16 protein-coding genes, 4 tRNA genes and 1 pseudogene are annotated in these 19,670 nt (G+C 45.4%); all 21 read right to left on the bottom strand.

Annotated elements, in window-relative coordinates:
• Positions 1–2: 2 nt before the first annotated feature.
• Positions 3–803: a two-component system regulatory protein YycI gene (locus ADU24_RS21660; RefSeq protein WP_053368598.1), complete on the bottom strand. Its 801-nt coding sequence runs from the start codon at positions 801–803 to the stop codon at positions 3–5.
• Positions 790–2,106 (bottom strand): YycH family regulatory protein, encoded by a 1,317-nt coding sequence (locus ADU24_RS21665; RefSeq protein WP_053368599.1) that lies wholly within the window; start codon positions 2,104–2,106, stop codon positions 790–792. The genes ADU24_RS21660 and ADU24_RS21665 overlap by 14 nt, the downstream gene beginning before the upstream one ends.
• Positions 2,103–3,926, bottom strand: coding sequence for a cell wall metabolism sensor histidine kinase WalK (gene walK, locus ADU24_RS21670; protein WP_053368600.1), 1,824 nt, complete (start codon positions 3,924–3,926; stop codon positions 2,103–2,105). Before walK ends, ADU24_RS21665 begins: the two co-directional genes overlap by 4 nt.
• A gap of 9 nt (positions 3,927–3,935) precedes the next feature.
• Positions 3,936–4,646, bottom strand: coding sequence for a response regulator YycF (gene yycF, locus ADU24_RS21675; RefSeq protein WP_053368601.1), 711 nt, complete (start codon positions 4,644–4,646; stop codon positions 3,936–3,938).
• A gap of 307 nt (positions 4,647–4,953) precedes the next feature.
• The gene (locus tag ADU24_RS21680) at positions 4,954–6,414 is read right to left on the bottom strand and encodes a M23 family metallopeptidase (protein ID WP_053368602.1); all 1,461 of its coding nucleotides are present in this window, start codon (positions 6,412–6,414) and stop codon (positions 4,954–4,956) included.
• A 426-nt stretch (positions 6,415–6,840) separates the two neighbouring features.
• A tRNA-Phe gene (locus tag ADU24_RS21685) sits at positions 6,841–6,913 on the bottom strand.
• Between the two features lie 176 nt (positions 6,914–7,089).
• Positions 7,090–7,166 (bottom strand) — tRNA-Asp (locus ADU24_RS21690).
• A gap of 7 nt (positions 7,167–7,173) precedes the next feature.
• Positions 7,174–7,245 (bottom strand) — tRNA-Glu (locus ADU24_RS21695).
• A gap of 18 nt (positions 7,246–7,263) precedes the next feature.
• A tRNA-Lys gene (locus ADU24_RS21700) sits at positions 7,264–7,339 on the bottom strand.
• Between the two features lie 411 nt (positions 7,340–7,750).
• Complete coding sequence (locus ADU24_RS21705) at positions 7,751–9,046, bottom strand: adenylosuccinate synthase (RefSeq protein WP_053368603.1); 1,296 nt, start codon at positions 9,044–9,046, stop codon at positions 7,751–7,753.
• A 145-nt stretch (positions 9,047–9,191) separates the two neighbouring features.
• Positions 9,192–9,461: pseudogene (locus ADU24_RS21710) on the bottom strand (GNAT family N-acetyltransferase); the annotation flags it as partial.
• Positions 9,462–9,590: 129 nt separating this feature from the next.
• Positions 9,591–10,955 carry a replicative DNA helicase gene (dnaB, locus tag ADU24_RS21715; RefSeq protein ID WP_053368604.1) on the bottom strand — a complete coding sequence of 455 codons (1,365 nt, stop codon included), beginning with the start codon at positions 10,953–10,955 and terminating at the stop codon, positions 9,591–9,593.
• Between the two features lie 126 nt (positions 10,956–11,081).
• Complete coding sequence (gene rplI, locus ADU24_RS21720) at positions 11,082–11,531, bottom strand: 50S ribosomal protein L9 (RefSeq protein WP_053368605.1); 450 nt, start codon at positions 11,529–11,531, stop codon at positions 11,082–11,084.
• The gene (locus tag ADU24_RS21725; RefSeq protein ID WP_053368606.1) at positions 11,528–13,501 is read right to left on the bottom strand and encodes a DHH family phosphoesterase; all 1,974 of its coding nucleotides are present in this window, start codon (positions 13,499–13,501) and stop codon (positions 11,528–11,530) included. The genes rplI and ADU24_RS21725 overlap by 4 nt, the downstream gene beginning before the upstream one ends.
• A gap of 332 nt (positions 13,502–13,833) precedes the next feature.
• Positions 13,834–14,073 carry a 30S ribosomal protein S18 gene (rpsR, locus tag ADU24_RS21730; protein ID WP_053368607.1) on the bottom strand — a complete coding sequence of 80 codons (240 nt, stop codon included), beginning with the start codon at positions 14,071–14,073 and terminating at the stop codon, positions 13,834–13,836.
• A gap of 53 nt (positions 14,074–14,126) precedes the next feature.
• Positions 14,127–14,636, bottom strand: a complete 510-nt coding sequence (gene ssb / locus ADU24_RS21735; protein WP_053368608.1) for a single-stranded DNA-binding protein — start codon at positions 14,634–14,636, stop codon at positions 14,127–14,129.
• Between the two features lie 71 nt (positions 14,637–14,707).
• The gene (gene rpsF, locus ADU24_RS21740; RefSeq protein ID WP_053368609.1) at positions 14,708–14,995 is read right to left on the bottom strand and encodes a 30S ribosomal protein S6; all 288 of its coding nucleotides are present in this window, start codon (positions 14,993–14,995) and stop codon (positions 14,708–14,710) included.
• 179 nt (positions 14,996–15,174) lie between these two features.
• Positions 15,175–16,275: a redox-regulated ATPase YchF gene (ychF, locus tag ADU24_RS21745; protein ID WP_053368610.1), complete on the bottom strand. Its 1,101-nt coding sequence runs from the start codon at positions 16,273–16,275 to the stop codon at positions 15,175–15,177.
• Positions 16,276–16,435: 160 nt separating this feature from the next.
• Positions 16,436–18,448 (bottom strand): molybdopterin-dependent oxidoreductase, encoded by a 2,013-nt coding sequence (locus ADU24_RS21750; RefSeq protein ID WP_053368611.1) that lies wholly within the window; start codon positions 18,446–18,448, stop codon positions 16,436–16,438.
• 78 nt (positions 18,449–18,526) lie between these two features.
• Positions 18,527–18,724, bottom strand: coding sequence for a DUF951 domain-containing protein (locus ADU24_RS21755; protein WP_053368612.1), 198 nt, complete (start codon positions 18,722–18,724; stop codon positions 18,527–18,529).
• Positions 18,724–19,617, bottom strand: coding sequence for a mechanosensitive ion channel family protein (locus ADU24_RS21760; RefSeq protein ID WP_156324657.1), 894 nt, complete (start codon positions 19,615–19,617; stop codon positions 18,724–18,726). Before ADU24_RS21760 ends, ADU24_RS21755 begins: the two co-directional genes overlap by 1 nt.
• Between the last annotated feature and the right edge of the window lie 53 nt (positions 19,618–19,670).

Here is a 19,670-nt window from a genome sequence, read left to right on the forward strand (position 1 = left end):
GTTCACTCCGTTACTCCGTTTTCCTCGCTCCCAAACGGGATCACCTGGCCCTCGAATGCATTGACATACAAATTCTTGCCGTTATCAATGACAAAGCGCCATGTCGGGGCGAATACCTGTGAAGAGGCAAGCGGCACAATCGTCGAATAGCCAAGCTCAACTTTTATTATCTTGCTTTTTGGCTCGATTAACCCCTTTTGGACGAGGATTCCCAACGCCTTTAGCGGCTGGATGACCTCTTCCTTCACATCCAGCTTCTTAATGTCCTCAAAATACGTCTGTTCGTACGAAACAATTTGGTTTTTATCATTCAACTCGAAAACAATCTTGCCATTTCCATTCACACTTTGGTACAAAAATTTATTCTGGTACTGTTGGAAATACGTAATTGTTTTTTTCTTATCGTCCCGTTCCCAATACTGATATTCCCTGCCAAACAGGATATTTTCATTGATGAACCCGGCCAGCGAAATTGGTTCGGCATTTTCATCCAGTTGATATGGCTCGGACAATTTTGAAACAAGGACGCTCTTTTCTCTTATGATAATCGACTGGTTCTTCAGTTTTTCTTTATCATCTTTTGTAAATTCCTTGATTTTTGCCCGGACATATTGATCCTTTATTGCTGCTTTGGGCATTGCTTCATAGGTAATATCGGCCGCCTTGAGCTGGTCCTCAACGGAAGTCTCCTTCATCATTTCAAGCTGGTTGGCGTTATGCTTCGCCATTAACTGATACAGAAGGTAGACGTCCAGGATGAGGAAGGTAATGATGAAGATTGTTTTAATCCTACTCCAATCCATGCCGCATCACCCCCAACTCTTCCGTGCTGATTTGAACCCATTTTTTATTGTAGAGGTAAAACCAGGCGGGCTCCAGAGTGATAAGCCTGTTGGATGCGGAGTCCCTTTCCATCCTGTAGCCCAGGACCAAATCCTCAAGAAGCTCCGGCTTGAAACCTTTTTGCTTTTTCAAAAACTCCAAAGCTTCCCTTCCGGACGGACGAACAACTTTTGTCGTTTCAAACGGAAGCTCCATCGCAAAAGTCGGCCTGGTTAATCTGGTAATTTCATTCTTTCCCCAGAACTCATTGATTTCCGAAAGGCCTTCTTCATTGAATATTGGGTATCCATCCATGCTGTAAAGCCGGAAAGTTACCCGCTGGGAAGCTTCATCAAGGTAGACAAACCGGTATGGGTCAGTCCAGCCGTAATGTTCATTAATAAAATCAATGCTCCGCCTTAGCAGGTTCGTGGATCCGGACAAATATCCGTTATCTTCCGAGGGATTAATGAACACAAGCAGATGCTTGTTCGTGTAAATATTCATTTTGCTGGAATCGTTCGCATATTCCTCACCTGTACTGACAATGCTTTTTTGCACAAGGCTTGGGTTACTGAAAAGGGCTTCTTTAAATTCATCGGATTCCAAGATTTTTGGCCAATACTTATACGCTCGCATTTCCGTTTCTTCTTCTGGAAGAAAGATTGTCCGCTTTTCAGTTGCTTCAAATGCAAAATAAGCCGGGTTCTGTCCCGCCCGTTCATAAAAGCTGCGGTTGAACTGGGTTAAAAGCGATGCGGAGATATAGCTGATATAAATCTCCCGGGTCCTCGAATTCGCGAAGTAAACAACGCCTCTGTCTTTCTGGAGGCTTTTCATATCGATAACAATTCGGTCGAACTGGAAGGATGGCAGTTTTTTCTCCTCGAAGTTCAGGATATTCCTGAAAMCCTCGACGGGCACCTCATGAGGATACACGATTTCAACCTTGCCGTTCCCATGTACCACCTGTTTAAAAGTTCCCGCCTGCTCGGTATGGTTTTTCACATCAAAAAACACCCAACCGGACATTTCCTTCATCAGCCTGTCGATTTCATTAATCCGTGAAGTCCCGTAATGCTTTCCTTCTGTGTGATAAAGAATTCGTTCAGGCTTAATGATTTTGGACTCTTCTTTTCTCTCGCCCATTTTTACTTCTTCAACGTATTTCCCGCTCACAAGCAGGTCAAGATTCGGCTGGTAGGTCCATAAAGACCAGGTCAGCCCGATACTTAAAAGAACCAGCAGCGTCAGCAAAATCGATTTTACAGTTTCATATTTCATGACCAGTCAACCTCTTCAGTCGGCTCGTAAGGCAAAGTGAAAATGATTTGTGTACCTTTTCCTTCCTCACTTGTTGCCCAAATATTGCCGCCATGGGCATTTATCATTTCACGGGCTATAGCAAGCCCGAGGCCCGTGCCGCCCAACTTCCGGGTCCTGGCCTTATCAACGCGGTAAAAACGGTCAAATATCTTTCCGAGATTTTCTTTCGGAATCCCGATGCCCTCATCCTTTATGCTAACCGTAATCTTTCCTTCCTCCTCAAGGACGGTAAAAATTACTTCTCCGCCCTCAGGCGAGTATTTCAGGGCATTCGAAATGATATTATCAAGCACCTGGGTCAATTTATCCTCATCAATGTCAACAAAGAGCGGCTTGCGCGGCAAAATCCGCGTGAACCGGACATTTTCATGCTTTGCCATTTCAAAACGGTCGATTATTCTGCTAAAGAACTCCGTAAAATCGACCCATTCTTTTGAAAGCCTGTAGTCCCTGCTATCCATTTTTGACAATTGGAGCAGGTCATTCACAAGCCTGATCATTCGTTCTGTTTCCGTCTGGGCGACATTCAGGAACTGCGGGCCAACCTCCCGATCTTCCATTACGCCATCGGCCAGTGCTTCGAGATAGCTTCTCATCGTCGTCAGCGGCGTCCTCAGCTCGTGCGATACATTCGCCACGAACTCCCGGCGTTCCGCATCGATTTTTTCCTGCTCGGTTATATCATGGAGAACCGTAATCAGGCCGTTCACAAAGCCGGTTTCTTTCTGGATGACGGACAAATTTGCCCTCAAAATATAGGGGGTATGCTTTGTGCTGTAATCCAGGATGATTGAATCCTTTATTTCCAGCAATTCCTCGAATGTATACAGATCCTCTAAATCAAGCACAGACACAATTGGCTGGGAAAGGACTGTTTCACGTGAAACGCCGAGCATTTTAGCAGCCGGATCATTGATCACAATCACCCTTCCCCTACGGTCCGTAGCGATTACCCCATCGGTCATATAGGAAAGGACGGATGAAAGTTTCCTCCGTTCTCCTTCTGTCGTGGCCTGAGCTTCCTGCAGTTTTTTCGTCAAGTTGTTAAATGTCATGGCAAGCGTGCCAATCTCATCGTACCCGTATACCTTGACCTTCCTGGAAAAATTGCCTTTAGCCATCGCCAACGCCTGTTTCTTCATATCAGTAATCGGCCGTGTAATCGTCTGCGCCAGCAGAATCCCAAGCGCGGCCGTAAACACCAACGCAATCGCAGTGCCTTTTGCCAAAATTCCATTGATTGTTTTCATCTGTTCAAAAACACTTTCAATATTGGCAATAACCCGGATTACACCAATGATTTTCCGGTCTGATTTAATAGGAGTGGCGAGTACCCATATCCGGCGGCCATTTCCGTCAACGAGAATTTCGCTTTGTTCATCTTCTATGACAATCGACCGCTTTATCCTCATTTCCGTAGTCCTTTGGCCGACTACGTCCTGGTCATTTTGTTTCGATGTCCCGAGGATTTTCAGCGTATCAGCCTCAATCAGCCTAACTTCAATAATATCGCCGACGGCAAATTCTTTTAAAATTCTCCTTATTTCCTCTTTGCTGTCCGTTTCCCCTGTTCCCCGTTCCTTTTGCATTTGCTCAACGAGGTTATAGCCAAGCATCGTCMCCTGCCGTTTCAGGGACGTCTGAAAGTTTGCAGTAAGGGTTTCTTCAAGCTGCTTGACGAAATAAACCCCAATGATCTGCATGGCGAGGAGGATAAGCAGTACATATATAAGCACAAATTTAAGGTGGACAGAATTAAAAAAGCCGACTCTTTTCATTGAAATTCCTTACTCCTGGTCAGGGTTGCGCAAATAATAGCCGACTCCTCTTCTAGTCACAATCCATGCCGGGTGGCTTGGGCTGTCCTCGATCTTCTCGCGCAGCCGCCTTACCGTAACGTCCACCGTCCGGACATCGCCATAGTAGTCATATCCCCACACTGTTTGCAGGAGATGTTCCCGTGTCATGACTTGGCCAATATGTTTGGCAAGATAGTGAAGGAGTTCAAATTCACGATGTGTCAATTCAATTATTTCGCCCCGTTTTGATACAACATAGGCATCCGGGTGGATGGTGAGCGATCCGATTTCTATTTCATTCGAAGAATCTTCCCCATTGCCCTGGCCGGAAGGAAGCTGATGCCTCCTCAGGTTCGCTTTCACCCTGGCAATCAATTCCCTTGTGCTAAAAGGCTTCGTCACATAGTCATCGGCCCCAAGTTCCAGGCCGAGAACCTTATCAATTTCGGAATCTTTGGCTGTCAGCATAATGATGGGCATTTCATGTTTCTTTCTTACTTCCCTGCACACTTCCATCCCATCGCGGAGGGGCAGCATGATATCGAGAAGTATCAGGTCCGGTTGAACCTCTTCAACCATGGAGATTGCTTCGTTCCCGTCGTATGCGCAAAAAACATTGTACCCCTCTTTTTTCAAATTGAACTGCAGTATATCGGCAATTGGCTTTTCATCGTCAACGACCAAAATTTTCTTCTCCATCCCAAAACTCCTTCCTCTTCCCGCTTTCTAGCATTTATTCAATCTAAACAGGCATTAAGATCCCCTGCCTCAAGGTTAAGAGGAATTAAAGAAGAGAGGCGGGGAATCATGCCCGAAAAGGTCCAATTGGTGAGCTACCATAAAACTTGCCACTGTGCTCCAGCGGCTTAAGTTAGCTAATCGGGTTCACATTATACTATTTAACTTTACCATTTTACTAGCTATAAATCATCTATTAGAAACAATTGCCTAATGGGCAAAAAGCCTCCGATTGCATGCCGGAGACTTGTAAGCTTGATCTTTGATTCTATCTTCTTAAAAATTTCAGCGGGTTTTGGAGACTGCCATTTTTATATACTTCGAAATGAAGGTGGAGGCCGGTTGAATCCCCAGTTGAACCCATTAGGCCTATTTTTGACCCTTTTGCCACTGTTTGGCCAACACGGACATCGATCGATGATAAGTGGGCATAGACGGTTCGGAATCCATTGTTATGGTCGATGACAATTTTGTTTCCATAGCCCCCATCCCAACCGGCGGAAATAACTGTTCCGTTGTCGGCGGCTTTGATTGTGTGGTTTGAAGGCCTGGCGATATCAATTCCCTTGTGCATTTTGCCCCAGCGGTAACCAATCTGGCTTGATACATAGCCTCCTGATGCAGGCCATACGAACGACCCTTCGCCACGGGAAGGAACGACCTTGGTGCCCCTGACAATAATATGGTTAACAGGCTTTTGAGTAATTTTCTCGCTTATAACCGATTTCTTGATAACCTGCCCGCCCTGTTCGGAAATTGCATAGGTGACTTCCCTGGCCCCATTTCGGCCTTCCTGTTTCACCTTTTTATCACCTTTGAACATTGAATCGCTATTGACTACCTCGGTTTTAAACGAAAGGGTTTCTTTTTTGAAAACTTCCTTGTCTACTATTACGTCGAGAAAAGGCTTTGGAACCGTTATGTTTAATTCCTGGCCAATCTTGATAAGGGAATCTTCTTTCATTCCAGGGTTAAGGGCAAGCAGCTGAGCAGTTGTAAGATTGGCGCCCATTGCGATCGACCCTAGTACATCCCCTTCTTTAACTGTATATTTCTTTTCTTCGAGCGTCCCTTTTTGAAGGAACTTCAATGCTTTTTCCGGAGTCAGGATTTTCTTGGGAGAGACGGTTGTCATCTTGACTTCCGCTTCATTGGAAAAACGGACATCAAGGATGCGCGTTTCATCTTCCTTTAATGGAGGTAAAGCAGTTTCTGGCTGGCTTTTCCTCGCTTCAACCCCCTCGAGCTGTTCAATGGTCACATATTTATATTTTAACAGTTTAATGACCCGCTCAGCAGCTTCCTGGCTGTCCAGGTAGACGACCGGCTGCCCATCAATGACAATCGCCGCGGATTCCACTTCTAGGGTCATTTCCTTTGCAAGCCTTTCGGCGGCTTCCCGGTTGTTGGCCGTTGAGCGGAAAACCTGTTCCGGGATATAGGTGATTTCCGAACCAATTTTGAAGTTCTTATTCATCTTCCGCATATCCATCACTTGCTTTTCAACCATTGCTTCTACAACGTTTTTATCAGATACAGTCCCTATGTATGCATTATTAAGATAAACATAGTATACAGTGGTTAGCTTTAGTTCCGCTCCCGCCTTTTCCCCGGCTGTCAGGAATAACGCCGTGGCCGCTAAAGCGGTGAGCATATATTTTTTTATGTAATTGAATGTCCTATTCGGTTTTTTCGTTGGCAAGGAACGTTCCTTTGAAAATACTTTCATTGTTTTTCCTCCCTGGGCGACAGAAACAAAACCTCTTAGTTTCTAAAAACGCAACTAATTTCCTATTGGGAAATATAAAATATTTTTACACATTTTCTACTTTACCATAAATTAATTTAAATAGATTAGAACTGCTAATAATGTAACAGAAATGTATAATAGTTGACATTTACAGGAAAAATTTGGCGGCAAAATAGCGCTTGAAGGTCTATTTTCTTTGAAAAAACAGAAGGAAAACAGGCCGAAAAGCCTATAAATAGTGGGTTTTTGGGGGTTTCGACAATTTTGGTAGTAAAAATGTCTTAGATAGGAGGAATTAGGTTGTTTTATGGTAAAATAAGGGCTATTTATTACAAATACATTACAATTTCGGTAAGCTTGTTGGGAAATAAAAAAGAAAGCAGGACTTTCTGCTTTCTTCCTTGATGGCTCAGGACGGAATCGAACCGCCGACACAAGGATTTTCAGTCCTTTGCTCTACCGACTGAGCTACTGAGCCGTATATAATTATGCTTCCTAAATTAAGTTTGTAATCGCCTTTGTCCCCGCCTCAGAAAGATCCGCAAGAAGCGTCTCAGCGGGTACAACTCGCAGCTTATTCATTGGAGCTTTGCTCGTTGCTCTACCGACTGAGCTACTGAGCCAATCTAAATATGTATTGCACTTTTAAAAAAGTGGCGGTCCGGACGGGACTCGAACCCGCGACCTCCTGCGTGACAGGCAGGCATTCTAACCAACTGAACTACCGGACCAGAATAATGACCCCTACGGGATTCGAACCCGTGTTACCGCCGTGAAAGGGCGGTGTCTTAACCGCTTGACCAAGGGGCCATTTATCAAAAAAATAAATGGTGAGCCATGAAGGACTCGAACCTTCGACCCTCTGATTAAAAGTCAGATGCTCTACCAACTGAGCTAATGGCTCTTATTAAAATGGTGTATCCTAATCTTCTATAGCATTTGTGTCCCCGCCTCAGTAAGATTCGCAAGCAGCGTCTCGGCGGGTACAACTCGTAGCTTATTCCTTGGAGCATTGCTCGTCTCTACCAACTGAGCTAATGGCTCTTATTAAAATAGTTTATTAATCTTCCATCCAGCATAGTTGCTTTTTGCCAGTGGCGACGTTTTTTATAATAGCATACGTACTGAATAAGAAGCAAGCAATTTCAGAAAAAAATTATTCTAACCCTTTTTTCCGCCCAATGTTCACTCCTTTTCCCTAAACAGCATACTTAAAACATCCAAATGCTGTTCAGCGAACGTGAACCAACAGGACAAGGAAAATGAAAAAGAAAGGACCTTCCTCCCGAAAGGAGAAGGGTCCTGGTACCCGTTCTTACATGCTTGGCCTCCAAGGGCTCCTGACGACATTCGTCTGTGAGCGATCCGGGCCTACAGAGAAGATTGCCAATGGAATTCCTGTAAGCTGCGAAAGCCTTTCAAGGTAATGGCGGGCATTTTCAGGGAGCTCGCCAAGTGACTTGCAGCCTGTAATATCCTCTGTCCAGCCTGGGAATTCCTCATAGACTGGTTCACACTCCGCAAGCACCTTCAGGCTGGCAGGAAACTCTTCAATGATTTCACCCTTGTAGCGGTAGGCTGCGCAAATTTTCACTGTCTCAAGTCCACTCAGAACGTCAATTGAATTGAGTGAAAGATCCGTAATGCCGCTCACACGCCGTGCATGGCGGACAACGACGCTATCGAACCAGCCAACCCTGCGAGGGCGTCCGGTTGTTGTACCGTACTCACGGCCCACTTCACGGATTTGGTCGCCAACTTCATTATTAAGTTCTGTTGGGAACGGTCCATCGCCGACTCGTGTTGTATAGGCTTTGGAAACCCCGACGATATTCGTAATTTTTGTCGGGCCGACCCCCGATCCAATTGTCACTCCGCCGGCAACCGGGTTGGATGACGTAACAAATGGATATGTCCCCTGGTCAATATCGAGCATTACTCCTTGCGCGCCTTCAAATAGGACGCGGCGGCCCTTGTCAAGCGCATCATTCAGGACAACCGATGTATCGCAGACATATTTCTTGATTTGCTGGCCGTATCCATAATATTCATCCAGGATTTCCTCGACGGTAAATCCTTGTGTTTCATAAATTTTTTCAAAAAGGCGGTTTTTCTCCTCAAGATTCCTTGTTAGCTTTTCTTCAAATAATTCCCTGTCCAGTAAATCGGCGATACGGATTCCTACCCTTGCCGCCTTATCCATATAAGCAGGGCCAATTCCCTTTTTCGTTGTTCCAATCTTATTAGCGCCCTTCCGCTCTTCTTCAACTTCATCGAGCTTTAGGTGGTATGGAAGGATAACATGCGCGCGGTTGCTGATGCGGAGGTTGTCTGTGGAAACCCCTTCTCCGTGCAAATATTCAAGTTCCTTGATTAGTGCCTTCGGATCTACGACCATGCCGTTCCCAATTACGCAAATTTTATCCTTATAGAAAATTCCTGAAGGGATTAGGTGCAATTTATAAGTAACGCCGTTAAATTTAATGGTATGGCCGGCGTTATTTCCTCCCTGGTAACGGGCAATTACTTCTGCATTTTCAGAAAGAAAGTCAGTAATTTTTCCTTTTCCTTCATCGCCCCATTGTGTACCAACTACAACAACTGATGACATACAAGCACCTCCAAAAGTAGCTACTTTTTTATAATAAGCAACAAACCATACCAATCTTACCAACTTCACGAATAAAAAGTCAAGAAAACCCGAACATTTACTATTATACAACTCTACTATGTTCGTAAAATCACAAAAGGATGTACTAGCTTAACATATCTATTTCAGTGTTATCGCCGTTCAAATAATACACCAGGTTGTCCGTCCACTTGCCGAACTCAAATATGAATCCTTTCCTGACACATTCAAATTCCATGCCGACACTTTGTGCCAGTCGCTCTGAGGGGGTATTATCAACATTAATATGGGCTTCTATCCGGTGATACTTTAATTTAGTAAATGCAATTGCCAAGCCTTCCTTTACCGCTTCTTTTCCATATCCCCTGCCCCAGAACTGGTTATGGATTGTATAACCAATAATCAGAACATCTAAGAGGCCGAATCACAAGCCTGGTTGTTTTGGAAGTGATTGAATATGTATCTATTTTTCACACCCCTAAAATTAAAATTGCCGGCCCTTTAAAAGGCCGGCATATGGAAACCGCTATGCGCCTGGAGGAATGGCCGAATCATCAAATCGGGTCTCCAGGTTGACGAATTTATTGTATTCTTTTACGAATGCCAGCTGGACTGTGCCTGTAGGGCCGTTCCTCTGCTTGGCAATGATGATTTCTATGATGTTTTTATTCTCTGATTCTTTATCATAGTAATCGTCCCGGTACAGGAATGCTACGATATCGGCATCCTGCTCGATACTTCCCGATTCCCGGATATCGGACATCATCGGGCGCTTATCCTGGCGCTGCTCCACCCCACGGGAGAGCTGGGACAATGCGATGACCGGTACCTGAAGTTCACGCGCAAGCTGCTTCAGGGAACGTGATATTTCAGATACTTCCTGCTGGCGGTTTTCACCGCTCCTGCCGCTTCCCAGAATCAATTGGAGGTAATCGATCATAATCATTCCGAGGCCATGCTCCTGTTTCAGGCGCCTGCATTTTGAACGGATATCTCCAACTCGCACTCCCGGGGTATCATCTATAAATATTCCAGCCCGTGACAAGCTGCCCATGGCCATCGTCAGTTTGCCCCAGTCCTCATCCGTCAAGGAACCGGTCCGCAGCCGCTGTGCATCAATATTGCCTTCCGCGCAGAGCATCCTCATAACAAGCTGCTCCGCACCCATCTCAAGGCTGAAAATGGCGACATTTTCACCGGTCTTGACAGCGACATTCTGGGCTATGTTCAATGCGAATGCCGTTTTACCGACCGATGGACGTGCGCCTACAATAATCAGATCGTTGCGCTGGAACCCCGCAGTCATCCGGTCCAGCTCACGGAATCCGGTCGCGATCCCGGTAATGTCGCCTTTCCGATTATGCATCATTTCAATATTGTCATACGTCCGGACAAGGACATCCTTAATATTATGGAAAGCACCGGCGTTTTTCCGCTGGGCAACCTCCATGATGTTTTTTTCTGCTTCCGAGAGAAGAAGTTCAACCTCATCCTCCCGTGAATATCCATCCTGTGCAATCGTTGTTGCTGTGCGGATTAGGCGGCGCAGCAATGATTTTTCTTCAACGATTTTCGCATAATATTCAATATTGGCAGCCGTAGGCACAGATCCGGCCAATTCGCTCATATAGCTGACTCCGCCAATATCCTCAAGTAGCTTCGCCGCTGCAAGTTCTTCCGTGACTGTGACTAAATCGACGGCTTTCCCCTCATCATTCAATTTAAGCATCGTATTGAAGATTTTTTGGTGGGCCGCCCTGTAGAAATCCTCTGGAATCAATATCTCGGTTGCCAGTGTCAATGAAGCCGGTTCGAGAAAAATCGCTCCCAGCACTGCCTGTTCTGCTTCTATATTTTGGGGCGGCATACGGTCCGCAAATACATCATTCATCAAAAAATCCCCCCGTCCTCGAGGTAATACTGCTTAACACCGCGAAAAAAGTGACCAGCCGGGCCGATCACATTTTCGCTACTCTATTATCTTATCATGTTCTCTGTCGAAATCTACCACTAAAAATCAGTTTCCTTCTTTTACATAAACCTTGAGAGTCGCTGTGACCTCATGATGAAGCTTGACTGGAACCATTGTCTGGCCAAGGCTGCGAATGGCATCCTCAAGCTCCATCTTCCTCTTATCAATTTTAATGCCATGCTTCTTTTGCAATTCCTCGGAAATTTGCTTCGTTGTAATCGATCCAAACAGGCGGCCGCCTTCCCCGGATTTCGCAGTTAGTTCCACAGTGATTTTTTCAAGCTTTGCCTTTAGCTCTTTCGCTTCGGCAAGTTCCTGGGCAGCCATTTTTTCTTCTTTTTTCTTCTGGGCGCTCAGGTTGCTCATGTTGGCCTGGCTCGCTTCAACAGCAAGCCCCTGTTTGAAAAGAAAGTTATGTGCATAGCCATCGGCGACATTCTTTACTTCGCCTTTTTTTCCTTTTCCTTTAACATCTTTCAGAAAAATTACCTTCATTCCGCTTTTCCTCCTTCAAAATAATCATCGATGGCCTTCTGAAGCATTTGCTCCGCCTCTTCGATTTCTATATCTGCAATTTGTGTGGCCGCATTGGTCAAATGCCCCCCGCCTCCGAGGCTTTCCATAATGATTTGTACGTTGACTTCGCCAAGCGAGCGGGCGCTGATGCCTATCTGTCCATCATCCCGTATGGACATCGCGAATGAAGCCTGGACACCATCCATCGTTAGCAGTGTGTCCGCCGCCTGCGCAAGCATTACCTGGTCATAAACATCGCCATCAGCCGCTTTCGCAATTGCAAGGCCTTCTTTATAAAAATAGACGGATTCAATCAGCCTTGCTCTCTTAATATACGTATCCACATCTTCCTTCAAAAACTTCTGGACAAGAATTGTATCGGCTCCGAGCGACCTTAAATACGATGCCGCATCAAACGTCCTGGCGCCTGTCCTGAGTGTAAAGCTTTTCGTATCGACGGTAATACCGGCAAGCAGTGCTGTTGCTTCTATCATGCTGAACTTAGCCCGTTTTGGCTGGTATTCAAGAAGTTCGGTAACGAGCTCGGCAGTTGAGGAAGCATATGGCTCCATATACACAAGCAGCGGGTTACTGATAAAGTCCTCTCCGCGCCTGTGGTGGTCAATAACAACAACGTCGCTTATCGAGTCCAGAACCCTTTCATCAATGACAAGCGACGGTTTGTGCGTATCGACAATCACCAGCAAAGTTGCATCTGTAGCCAAATCAAGCGCCTGCTCTGGAGTAATAAACCGCTCGAATAAATCCGGATGCTGCTTGATTTCGGCCATCAGCCGCTGGATTCCTGTATCAATTTCGTCGTAATTCATGACGATATAACCATCGCGCTGGTTCATTTGCGCAACCTTGCTGATCCCTATTGCAGAGCCGACAGAGTCCATGTCCGGGAATTTATGTCCCATAACGATAACTTTATCGCTCTCGGCAATCAACTCTTTTAATGCATGGGAGATAACCCTCGCACGGACCCTCGTCCGCTTCTCTATCGGATTTGTTTTGCCTCCGTAGAACTTCACTTTTCCATTTGATTGTTTAATCGCCACTTGGTCGCCACCGCGCCCAAGCGCGAGATCAAGGCTCGATTGTGCAAGGGTTCCCAGTTCTGGCAATGACGAAACCCCAGCACCTATTCCTATACTCAAAGTCAGGGCAACGTTTTGTTTCATCGTCATTTCCCTGACAACATCCAAAATCGTAAAATTCCCCTTTTCCAATGTTTGAAGTATGCTTTCATTGAAAACACCAATAAAACGTTCGGATGTAATCCTCTTCAAATAAATGCCATTGTCGTGCGCCCACTTATTCAGGATGGAGGTAACAAGATTATTGATGCTGCTTCGTGCCTGATCATCAAGCCCCTGGGTAAGTTCTTCATAATTATCAAGAAAGATAATGGCAATGACTGTCCGCTCGTCCCTGTACATTTTTTCAATTTCAGTCTGCTCGGTTACATCGAAAAAGTAGAGAAGCTTTTCATCCACTTTATGGATAACCCGGAATTTCCGGTCATGGAGCGTAATCAGTTCAGTTTCAACATCCTGCCTAATCAAAGGAACAAGCGATTCGGCAACATCATAAAGAGACCTCCCCACCAATGTCTCCTCATCAAAACAGGAAGCCAGAAAAGGATTGGTCCACTGGATGCAAAGATCATCGTTGATCAGCATGATCCCAATGGGCATTTCCATGAGCGCCTCTTCCCCGACCTTTTTAACCCGGTATGAAAGGGTTGAGATATACTCCTCCATTTCCTTCCGCTGGCGCCTATCAATTTGCACCAAATAATAAAGAGCGGCTCCCGCCAGGACGTAGCCTGCTATGCTTATAGCCATATGATAACGTGCAAGGATGCCCAAAAGCACCGCAGTTAAGCCCAGTAATCCGTAAAAAGGATAACGTATTGACCGCTTTTCCAAAAATGACGGCATTCTTTCAGCTCCCTGACAGAAAAGTTCCAAATTTTTATGCATCGGCAATATTGGAAATCCTTCATTTTAAAAGTATCCATAAGCCGAATCCTAATTTCATTATACCCAATATCCTAATCATGAAAAGAAAAACAACTGGTTTTACGTAATGTTCTCAAAACAGAACAATTTATGTAGTTTTGTATTGCTCTCTACTTTATTTTTCAAAAAAACCCTTGTTTTTTAAATAGAGAAGCGGGTGGTTTACTTGTTAACTAACGTAACGTGAAAAGCAAATGAAGAATGTTAAAAAAGCAGCAAGGGAGTCCCTGCTGCTCTTTGTAATCAGGCTATTATTCGCCTGCAACATATGGAAGCAATGCCATTAAACGAGCGCGTTTAATTGCGATTGTCAATTTGCGTTGGTATTTTGCGTTTGTGCCAGTCACACGGCGTGGCAGAATCTTGCCGCGTTCAGAAATGAACTTTTTCAACAGATCAACATCTTTGTAATCGATGTGTGTAATTCCGTTTGCAGTGAAGTAGCACACTTTACGGCGCTTAGCGCGGCCGCCTTTACGTCCCATTGCCATCTGTATGTCCCTCCTTTTCAAATATGCTTAGTACTGTCCGTTATTTTATCGCTCTAGAATGGCAGGTCATCGTCGGAGATATCAATCTGTCCGCTGCCAGCGAACGGATCGTCATCCATCCGAGTATAACCCTGCTGTTTCGCAGGTGCAGGCCGTTGATTCTGATTGCTGTTCCCAAAAGGATTGCCTTGTTCCCTTGGAGCACCGCCATAGTAATCGTTGTTGTCGCTTCTATTGCCGGAGCTCCTTGGTTCAAGGAATTGAACGCTTTCAGCTACGACTTCTGTTATATAGACACGCTTTCCGTCTTGTCCTTCAAAATTGCGGGTTTGAATACGGCCATCCACGCCTGCCATGCTCCCTTTTTTAAGGTAGTTAGCGACGTTTTCCGCCGGTTTTCTCCATACCACACAATTAATGAAGTCAGCCTCTCTCTCCCCCTGCTGGTTGGAGAATGTGCGGTTAACTGCAAGAGTAAATGTAGCCATCGGAACACCGCTTGGCGTATATCGAAGCTCAGGATCTCTCGTTAAACGGCCAACCAGTACGACACGATTCATCATCAGAATCAACTCCCTTGTCCTGTTCATGTTCCACGTGGAACATTTTTCCCGGAACGATTTATCTGTAAGGATTATTCTTCTTCTTTAATCACGATGTGGCGAATGATATCTTCGCTGATCTTTGCAAGGCGGGAGAATTCTTCTACCGCTGCAGGCTCGGCATTCACCTTCAGAATCTGGTAGAATCCGTCGCGGAAATCATTGATTTCGTAAGCGAGACGGCGTTTACCCCAGTCCTTTGCTTCTGCCACTTCCGCACCATTATCAGCCAGAATTGTGTTGAAACGCTCAACAAGCGCTTTCTTGGCCTCATCTTCAATGTTTGGGCGGATGATGTACATAATTTCGTACTTTCTCATCACAGTCACCTCCTTTTGGTCTAAGCGGCCCAATTGGGCAAGGAGCAATTTATTAATTACTCACAAGGTAAAAGTATATCATAGAAATGCTCAAAGCGCAACAGCCGCCTGGATGCTGTAAAAAAAGAAGGCATTCACCGCAATAAATCCGGGTGAACACCTTCGTTGATATGTTTTTTTTATACATTGAAACGGAAATGAATGATGTCGCCATCCTTCACTTCATATTCTTTTCCTTCCAGCCGCACTTTTCCAGCTTCTTTCGCAGCATTCATTGAACCATGCGCAAGCAGGTCATCATAGTGAACCGTTTCAGCCCGGATAAATCCTCTTTCAAAATCGGAATGGATGATTCCGGCACATTGAGGAGCTTTCATACCCATTCTGAATGTCCAGGCACGGACTTCCTGGACGCCAGCAGTAAAGTAGGTAGCCAGTCCAAGAAGGCTGTATGCCTTACGAATCAACTGGTCAAGTCCGGATTCTTCTATCCCTAGCTCTGAGAGGAACATTTCCTTTTCTTCCCCTTCAAGCTCGGCTATTTCGGATTCAATTTTTGCACAAATGACAATGACTTCCGCATTTTCATTGGCGGCGAAATCACGGACCCGCTGCACATATTCATTCGAAGACGGATCGGCTACATCTTCCTCGCCAACGTTCGCTACATACAATACAGGCTTGATTGTCAACAGATGAAGCTGCCTGGCAATTTTCATTTGCTCTTCCGTAAATTCAACTGCCCTCGCAGGCTTTTCAGCTTCGAACGCTTCGCGAAGCATGGACAGCACTTCAAATTCAGCTGAAGCATCCTTATCCTTTTGCTTTGCCAGCTTTTCAACACGGCCGATCCGTTTTTCCACGGACTCCATATCAGCGAGGATCAGCTCAAGATTAATCGTTTCGATATCTGAAATTGGGTCTACCTTGCCGGCAACATGGGTGATATTATCGTCGGCGAAGCATCTGACCACCTGGCAGATCGCATCCACTTCACGAATGTGGGAAAGAAACTTATTTCCAAGGCCTTCCCCCTTGCTTGCACCTTTCACAATCCCGGCGATATCGGTGAATTCAAATGTAGTCGGCACGGTTTTTTTCGGCTGGACCAGTTCGGTCAGCTTATTCAAGCGTTGGTCCGGCACTTCGACGATTCCGACATTCGGGTCGATTGTACAAAACGGGTAGTTCGCCGATTCGGCACCCGCCTGGGTTATTGCATTAAAAAGCGTGGATTTCCCGACGTTCGGAAGGCCCACAATACCTGCTGTTAACGCCATAGTTCGGTCACTCCTCTAAAATAAACAGTATCTATTGAAATTTCACATTGCAGTTACAATTACATTTAAAAGCACTACACAATTATAGGCATTCCTTTCTAAAAACACAAGGTTGCGTTGATTGGCCGCCCATTTTAAAACTGCCGGAAAATCCGGCAGTTTACTTGGCCTTGATTTTTTCTATCGTAACCAGGCAATCATACAGAGTGCTGCCCAGCCCATTATCGGAAGGAAGGCTTGATGTAAGGCTATTGACAGGCCCGCCAAATTTTTTCCAAATACCTTCATCGATATTGATTGTCCCGGGATGTGCTTTCGGCGAAATGGAAACCGTACCGGTTACTTCTCCCCGCTCATTCCAAACCTTTGCCTTATCACCATCGATAAATCCATGCCTATTTGCAATATCTGGCGCAATCTCAATGATAACGTGAGGCTCTTTTGCAAAAATCGGAAAGTGCTGCGAATGGTTTGACCTCAGCGGATGGATTGTCAAAAGAGAATACGGGAACCGTGACGCCAAATCAGGGTTTGCCCATCTCGTCTCAGCCGGCAAGGATAACTGAAGCTTCCCGTCCACTCCCTTTTGCTTGGCCAGTTTTGAAGTAAATTCGTATTTTCCGGAAGGCGTCCTAAATCTTCCATCCGCCCAGGGAATTTTGACAACCGGCAGTTCGAATGTATGACGTTCCTTTAACAATTCAAGGGTCAGCCCGTCTTTATTCAATGGCTCCAGGAACATTTCCAGCCATTGCTCGGGCGTATAGGCAAAATCATCGCCAAAGCCAAGCCGGTTTGCCAGCTCGGTCCATATCCATAAATCCGGTTTTGCCTCACCCGGCGGATCCATCAGCTTCGGCGCATAATTCACATAATGATGGAACATTGAAGCATAATAAATATCTTCTTCTTCAAAAACAGCCGCAGACGGCAGGACATAATCGGCAAGCAGGGCTGTGTCAGTCATGAACTGATCAATTACGACAACCGTTTCGACCTTTGAAAAGGCCTCCTCGACTATATTCGAGTCGGGGACCTGGGTTGCAGGATTGCCGCATGTGACAATGGCCATTTTTATTTCAGGTTTTTTTTCCGAAAGAATCAGTTCAGCCTGTTTCATGATTGGGAATTGGCGGAACTCCTTTTTTCTATCGCTTAATGAAAGACGGGCGGCCTGAAAGCTCTTCCCTACTTGAAGATTTGCATAATTGGCTCCACCGCCAGGAATGCCAATATTTCCGCTCGCCGCGACAAGCGCATCAATAAACCGGATGGTATTGCCTCCATTCCGGTAGCGCTGCATGCCGAGGCCAATATAAGTCGACACAGGCCGGTCTGCATAAATGCCGGACAGCCTTTCAATTGCCTCTATTGGAACTTCAGTCTTTTCGCTGATTTCCTCTATTGTAATTGTATCAAGAAGCGCTTCAACATCCCCAAACCCCTCGGTGTATTGATCAATATAGGCGCGGTCTTCCTTTCCAGACTTAAGCAAACCCTTTAAAATGCCCGCGGCGAGCAGGCCGTCCATGCCCGGCTTGATTGAGATAAAGTCATCTGCCAGTTTTGCCGTGGCATTGTATAATGGATCAATCACAAGAATGTGGATGCCCTTTTTCTTGGCTTCAAGTAGGCTTTGGTAGAAATGCAGATTTGTCCTCGAGGCGTTCCTTCCCCACACAACGATATGCCTGCTGTTCAATAAATCGCCTGGTGCATGGCTGAGCGCATCGCCAAAATCCCAAAGTTGCGCTTCGATTCCTGCTCCCCAGCAAAGCGAACCAACCAGTTCCGTCACTCCGCCGTAAGCATTAAAAAAACGCTGGTCAAGGTTTGTCAGGATCCCGCTATTCGCATAGTCATGGCTGTGGAGAACTGCAGTTGTGCCATACATTTCCTTAATATCGTCCATCTTTGATGCAATTTCATCAAGTGCCTGTTTCCAGGAAATCCGGACGAATTCACCATTTACTTTTTTCAATGGATAAAGCAACCTATCCTCGGCTTCAATTCTCTTAATTAACGACCGCCCACGGCCGCAGATTTTACCTTTTGTAATTGGATGGTCAGGGTCGCCGTCTATTTGAATGACCTTCCCATTTTCCATTGTTACTTGAAAACCGCAGTTGTCCCAGCAATTCAACGGGCACCCTGATTTCACGATTGTTTGCAACTCCCCACCCCCGCAAGCGCCTTCGTATGTTTTTAATTACTAGATTAATACATTTTTACAAAAAAAAGAAGCATGAACTTAATTTTCATGCTTCACAAGAACCTTTTTCATTTTTCTTGAAAATTCCCTCCGTGGTATAAGTACGCTGTGGGCACAGCCTTCACATTTGATTCTGATATCCATTCCGAGGCGAATGATTTTCCAGCGATTTGTCCCGCATGGATGAGGCTTTTTCATTTCGACTATGTCATTCAATCCATATTCTTTTTGTTCCATCAGCTTTTCCCCCTGTCAGCGGTTTGGCCGCCTTTATCCTCGCGTGAATACATGACCATCCTTGGAAATGGTATATCGATTCCGTGCTGGTCCAATCCCAGCTTGATTTCTTTACGGATCATCCTTGCAATTGCAAAATGTTTCATTGGCTTTGTTTCCGCGACAACCCTTAAGGTTACCTCGGTTGGGCCGAAGTTTTGCACTCCGACCAATTCCGGTGGTTTAACCATATCCTCATGCGCATTCGCCAATTTCCCGATGATTTCCTGGATTATCTTTTCAGCTTTTTCAATATCCTCTTCGTATGCGACTCCGATATCCACTACAGCCATGCTGTTATTTAAGGAGTAATTAGTGACCTGCGTAATGCTCCCGTTTGGCAGAATATGCAATTCCCCAGTCCACGCCTTTATTTTCGTCGTCCGTAGGCCAATCGTCTCTACCGTTCCTTCAAATGTATCAACCCTAATATGGTCGCCAACCGAGAACTGGTCCTCAAAAATAATGAAGAATCCGGTAATAACGTCCCTCACCAGGTTCTGCGCGCCAAAGCCGACTGCAAGGCCAACAATTCCCGCCCCTGCGAGCATGGCTTTCACATCAATTGTCAATACGGTAAGGATCATCATTAATGCAATGAAATAAATGACATATGACAGGATATTGTCAAGCAGTTTTACAAGGGTTGCTTCACGCCGCTCCGTTACCCTGAGGGGCATTTTGCCCCTTATTTTAAATGCTTTATGGATAGCCGCCTTCCCAATCCGGATCAGGAATACCGAAATCACCAGTATAAAAAGGATTTTTATTGCACCCTCTCCGATAGCGGCCCATTTATCTTCATCAAGTAATCTGTTATGTATTTTGCTCATTATCTGGTTAACCATATACACAGTCTCACCACCTAAGCAATCAATCATTATCATTCTAGTTAGAAGCGGGATTT

Source organism: Bacillus sp. FJAT-27245 (assembly GCF_001273955.1).
Taxonomy (GTDB): Bacteria; Bacillota; Bacilli; order Bacillales; family Cytobacillaceae; genus Bacillus_D.

Excerpts from the sequence above, each read along its gene's own strand:
- ADU24_RS21660 (WP_053368598.1), bottom strand. The coding sequence starts at position 803 with ATGGATTGGAGTAGGATTAAAACAATCTTCATCATTACCTTCCTCATC.
- yycF (WP_053368601.1), bottom strand. The coding sequence starts at position 4,646 with ATGGAGAAGAAAATTTTGGTCGTTGACGATGAAAAGCCAATTGCCGAT.
- ADU24_RS21680 (WP_053368602.1), bottom strand. The coding sequence starts at position 6,414 with ATGAAAGTATTTTCAAAGGAACGTTCCTTGCCAACGAAAAAACCGAAT.
- ADU24_RS21705 (WP_053368603.1), bottom strand. The coding sequence starts at position 9,046 with ATGTCATCAGTTGTTGTAGTTGGTACACAATGGGGCGATGAAGGAAAA.
- dnaB (WP_053368604.1), bottom strand. The coding sequence starts at position 10,955 with ATGAATGATGTATTTGCGGACCGTATGCCGCCCCAAAATATAGAAGCA.
- rplI (WP_053368605.1), bottom strand. The coding sequence starts at position 11,531 with ATGAAGGTAATTTTTCTGAAAGATGTTAAAGGAAAAGGAAAAAAAGGC.
- ADU24_RS21725 (WP_053368606.1), bottom strand. The coding sequence starts at position 13,501 with ATGCCGTCATTTTTGGAAAAGCGGTCAATACGTTATCCTTTTTACGGA.
- rpsR (WP_053368607.1), bottom strand. The coding sequence starts at position 14,073 with ATGGCAATGGGACGTAAAGGCGGCCGCGCTAAGCGCCGTAAAGTGTGC.
- ssb (WP_053368608.1), bottom strand. The coding sequence starts at position 14,636 with ATGATGAATCGTGTCGTACTGGTTGGCCGTTTAACGAGAGATCCTGAG.
- rpsF (WP_053368609.1), bottom strand. The coding sequence starts at position 14,995 with ATGAGAAAGTACGAAATTATGTACATCATCCGCCCAAACATTGAAGAT.
- ychF (WP_053368610.1), bottom strand. The coding sequence starts at position 16,275 with ATGGCGTTAACAGCAGGTATTGTGGGCCTTCCGAACGTCGGGAAATCC.
- ADU24_RS21755 (WP_053368612.1), bottom strand. The coding sequence starts at position 18,724 with ATGGAACAAAAAGAATATGGATTGAATGACATAGTCGAAATGAAAAAG.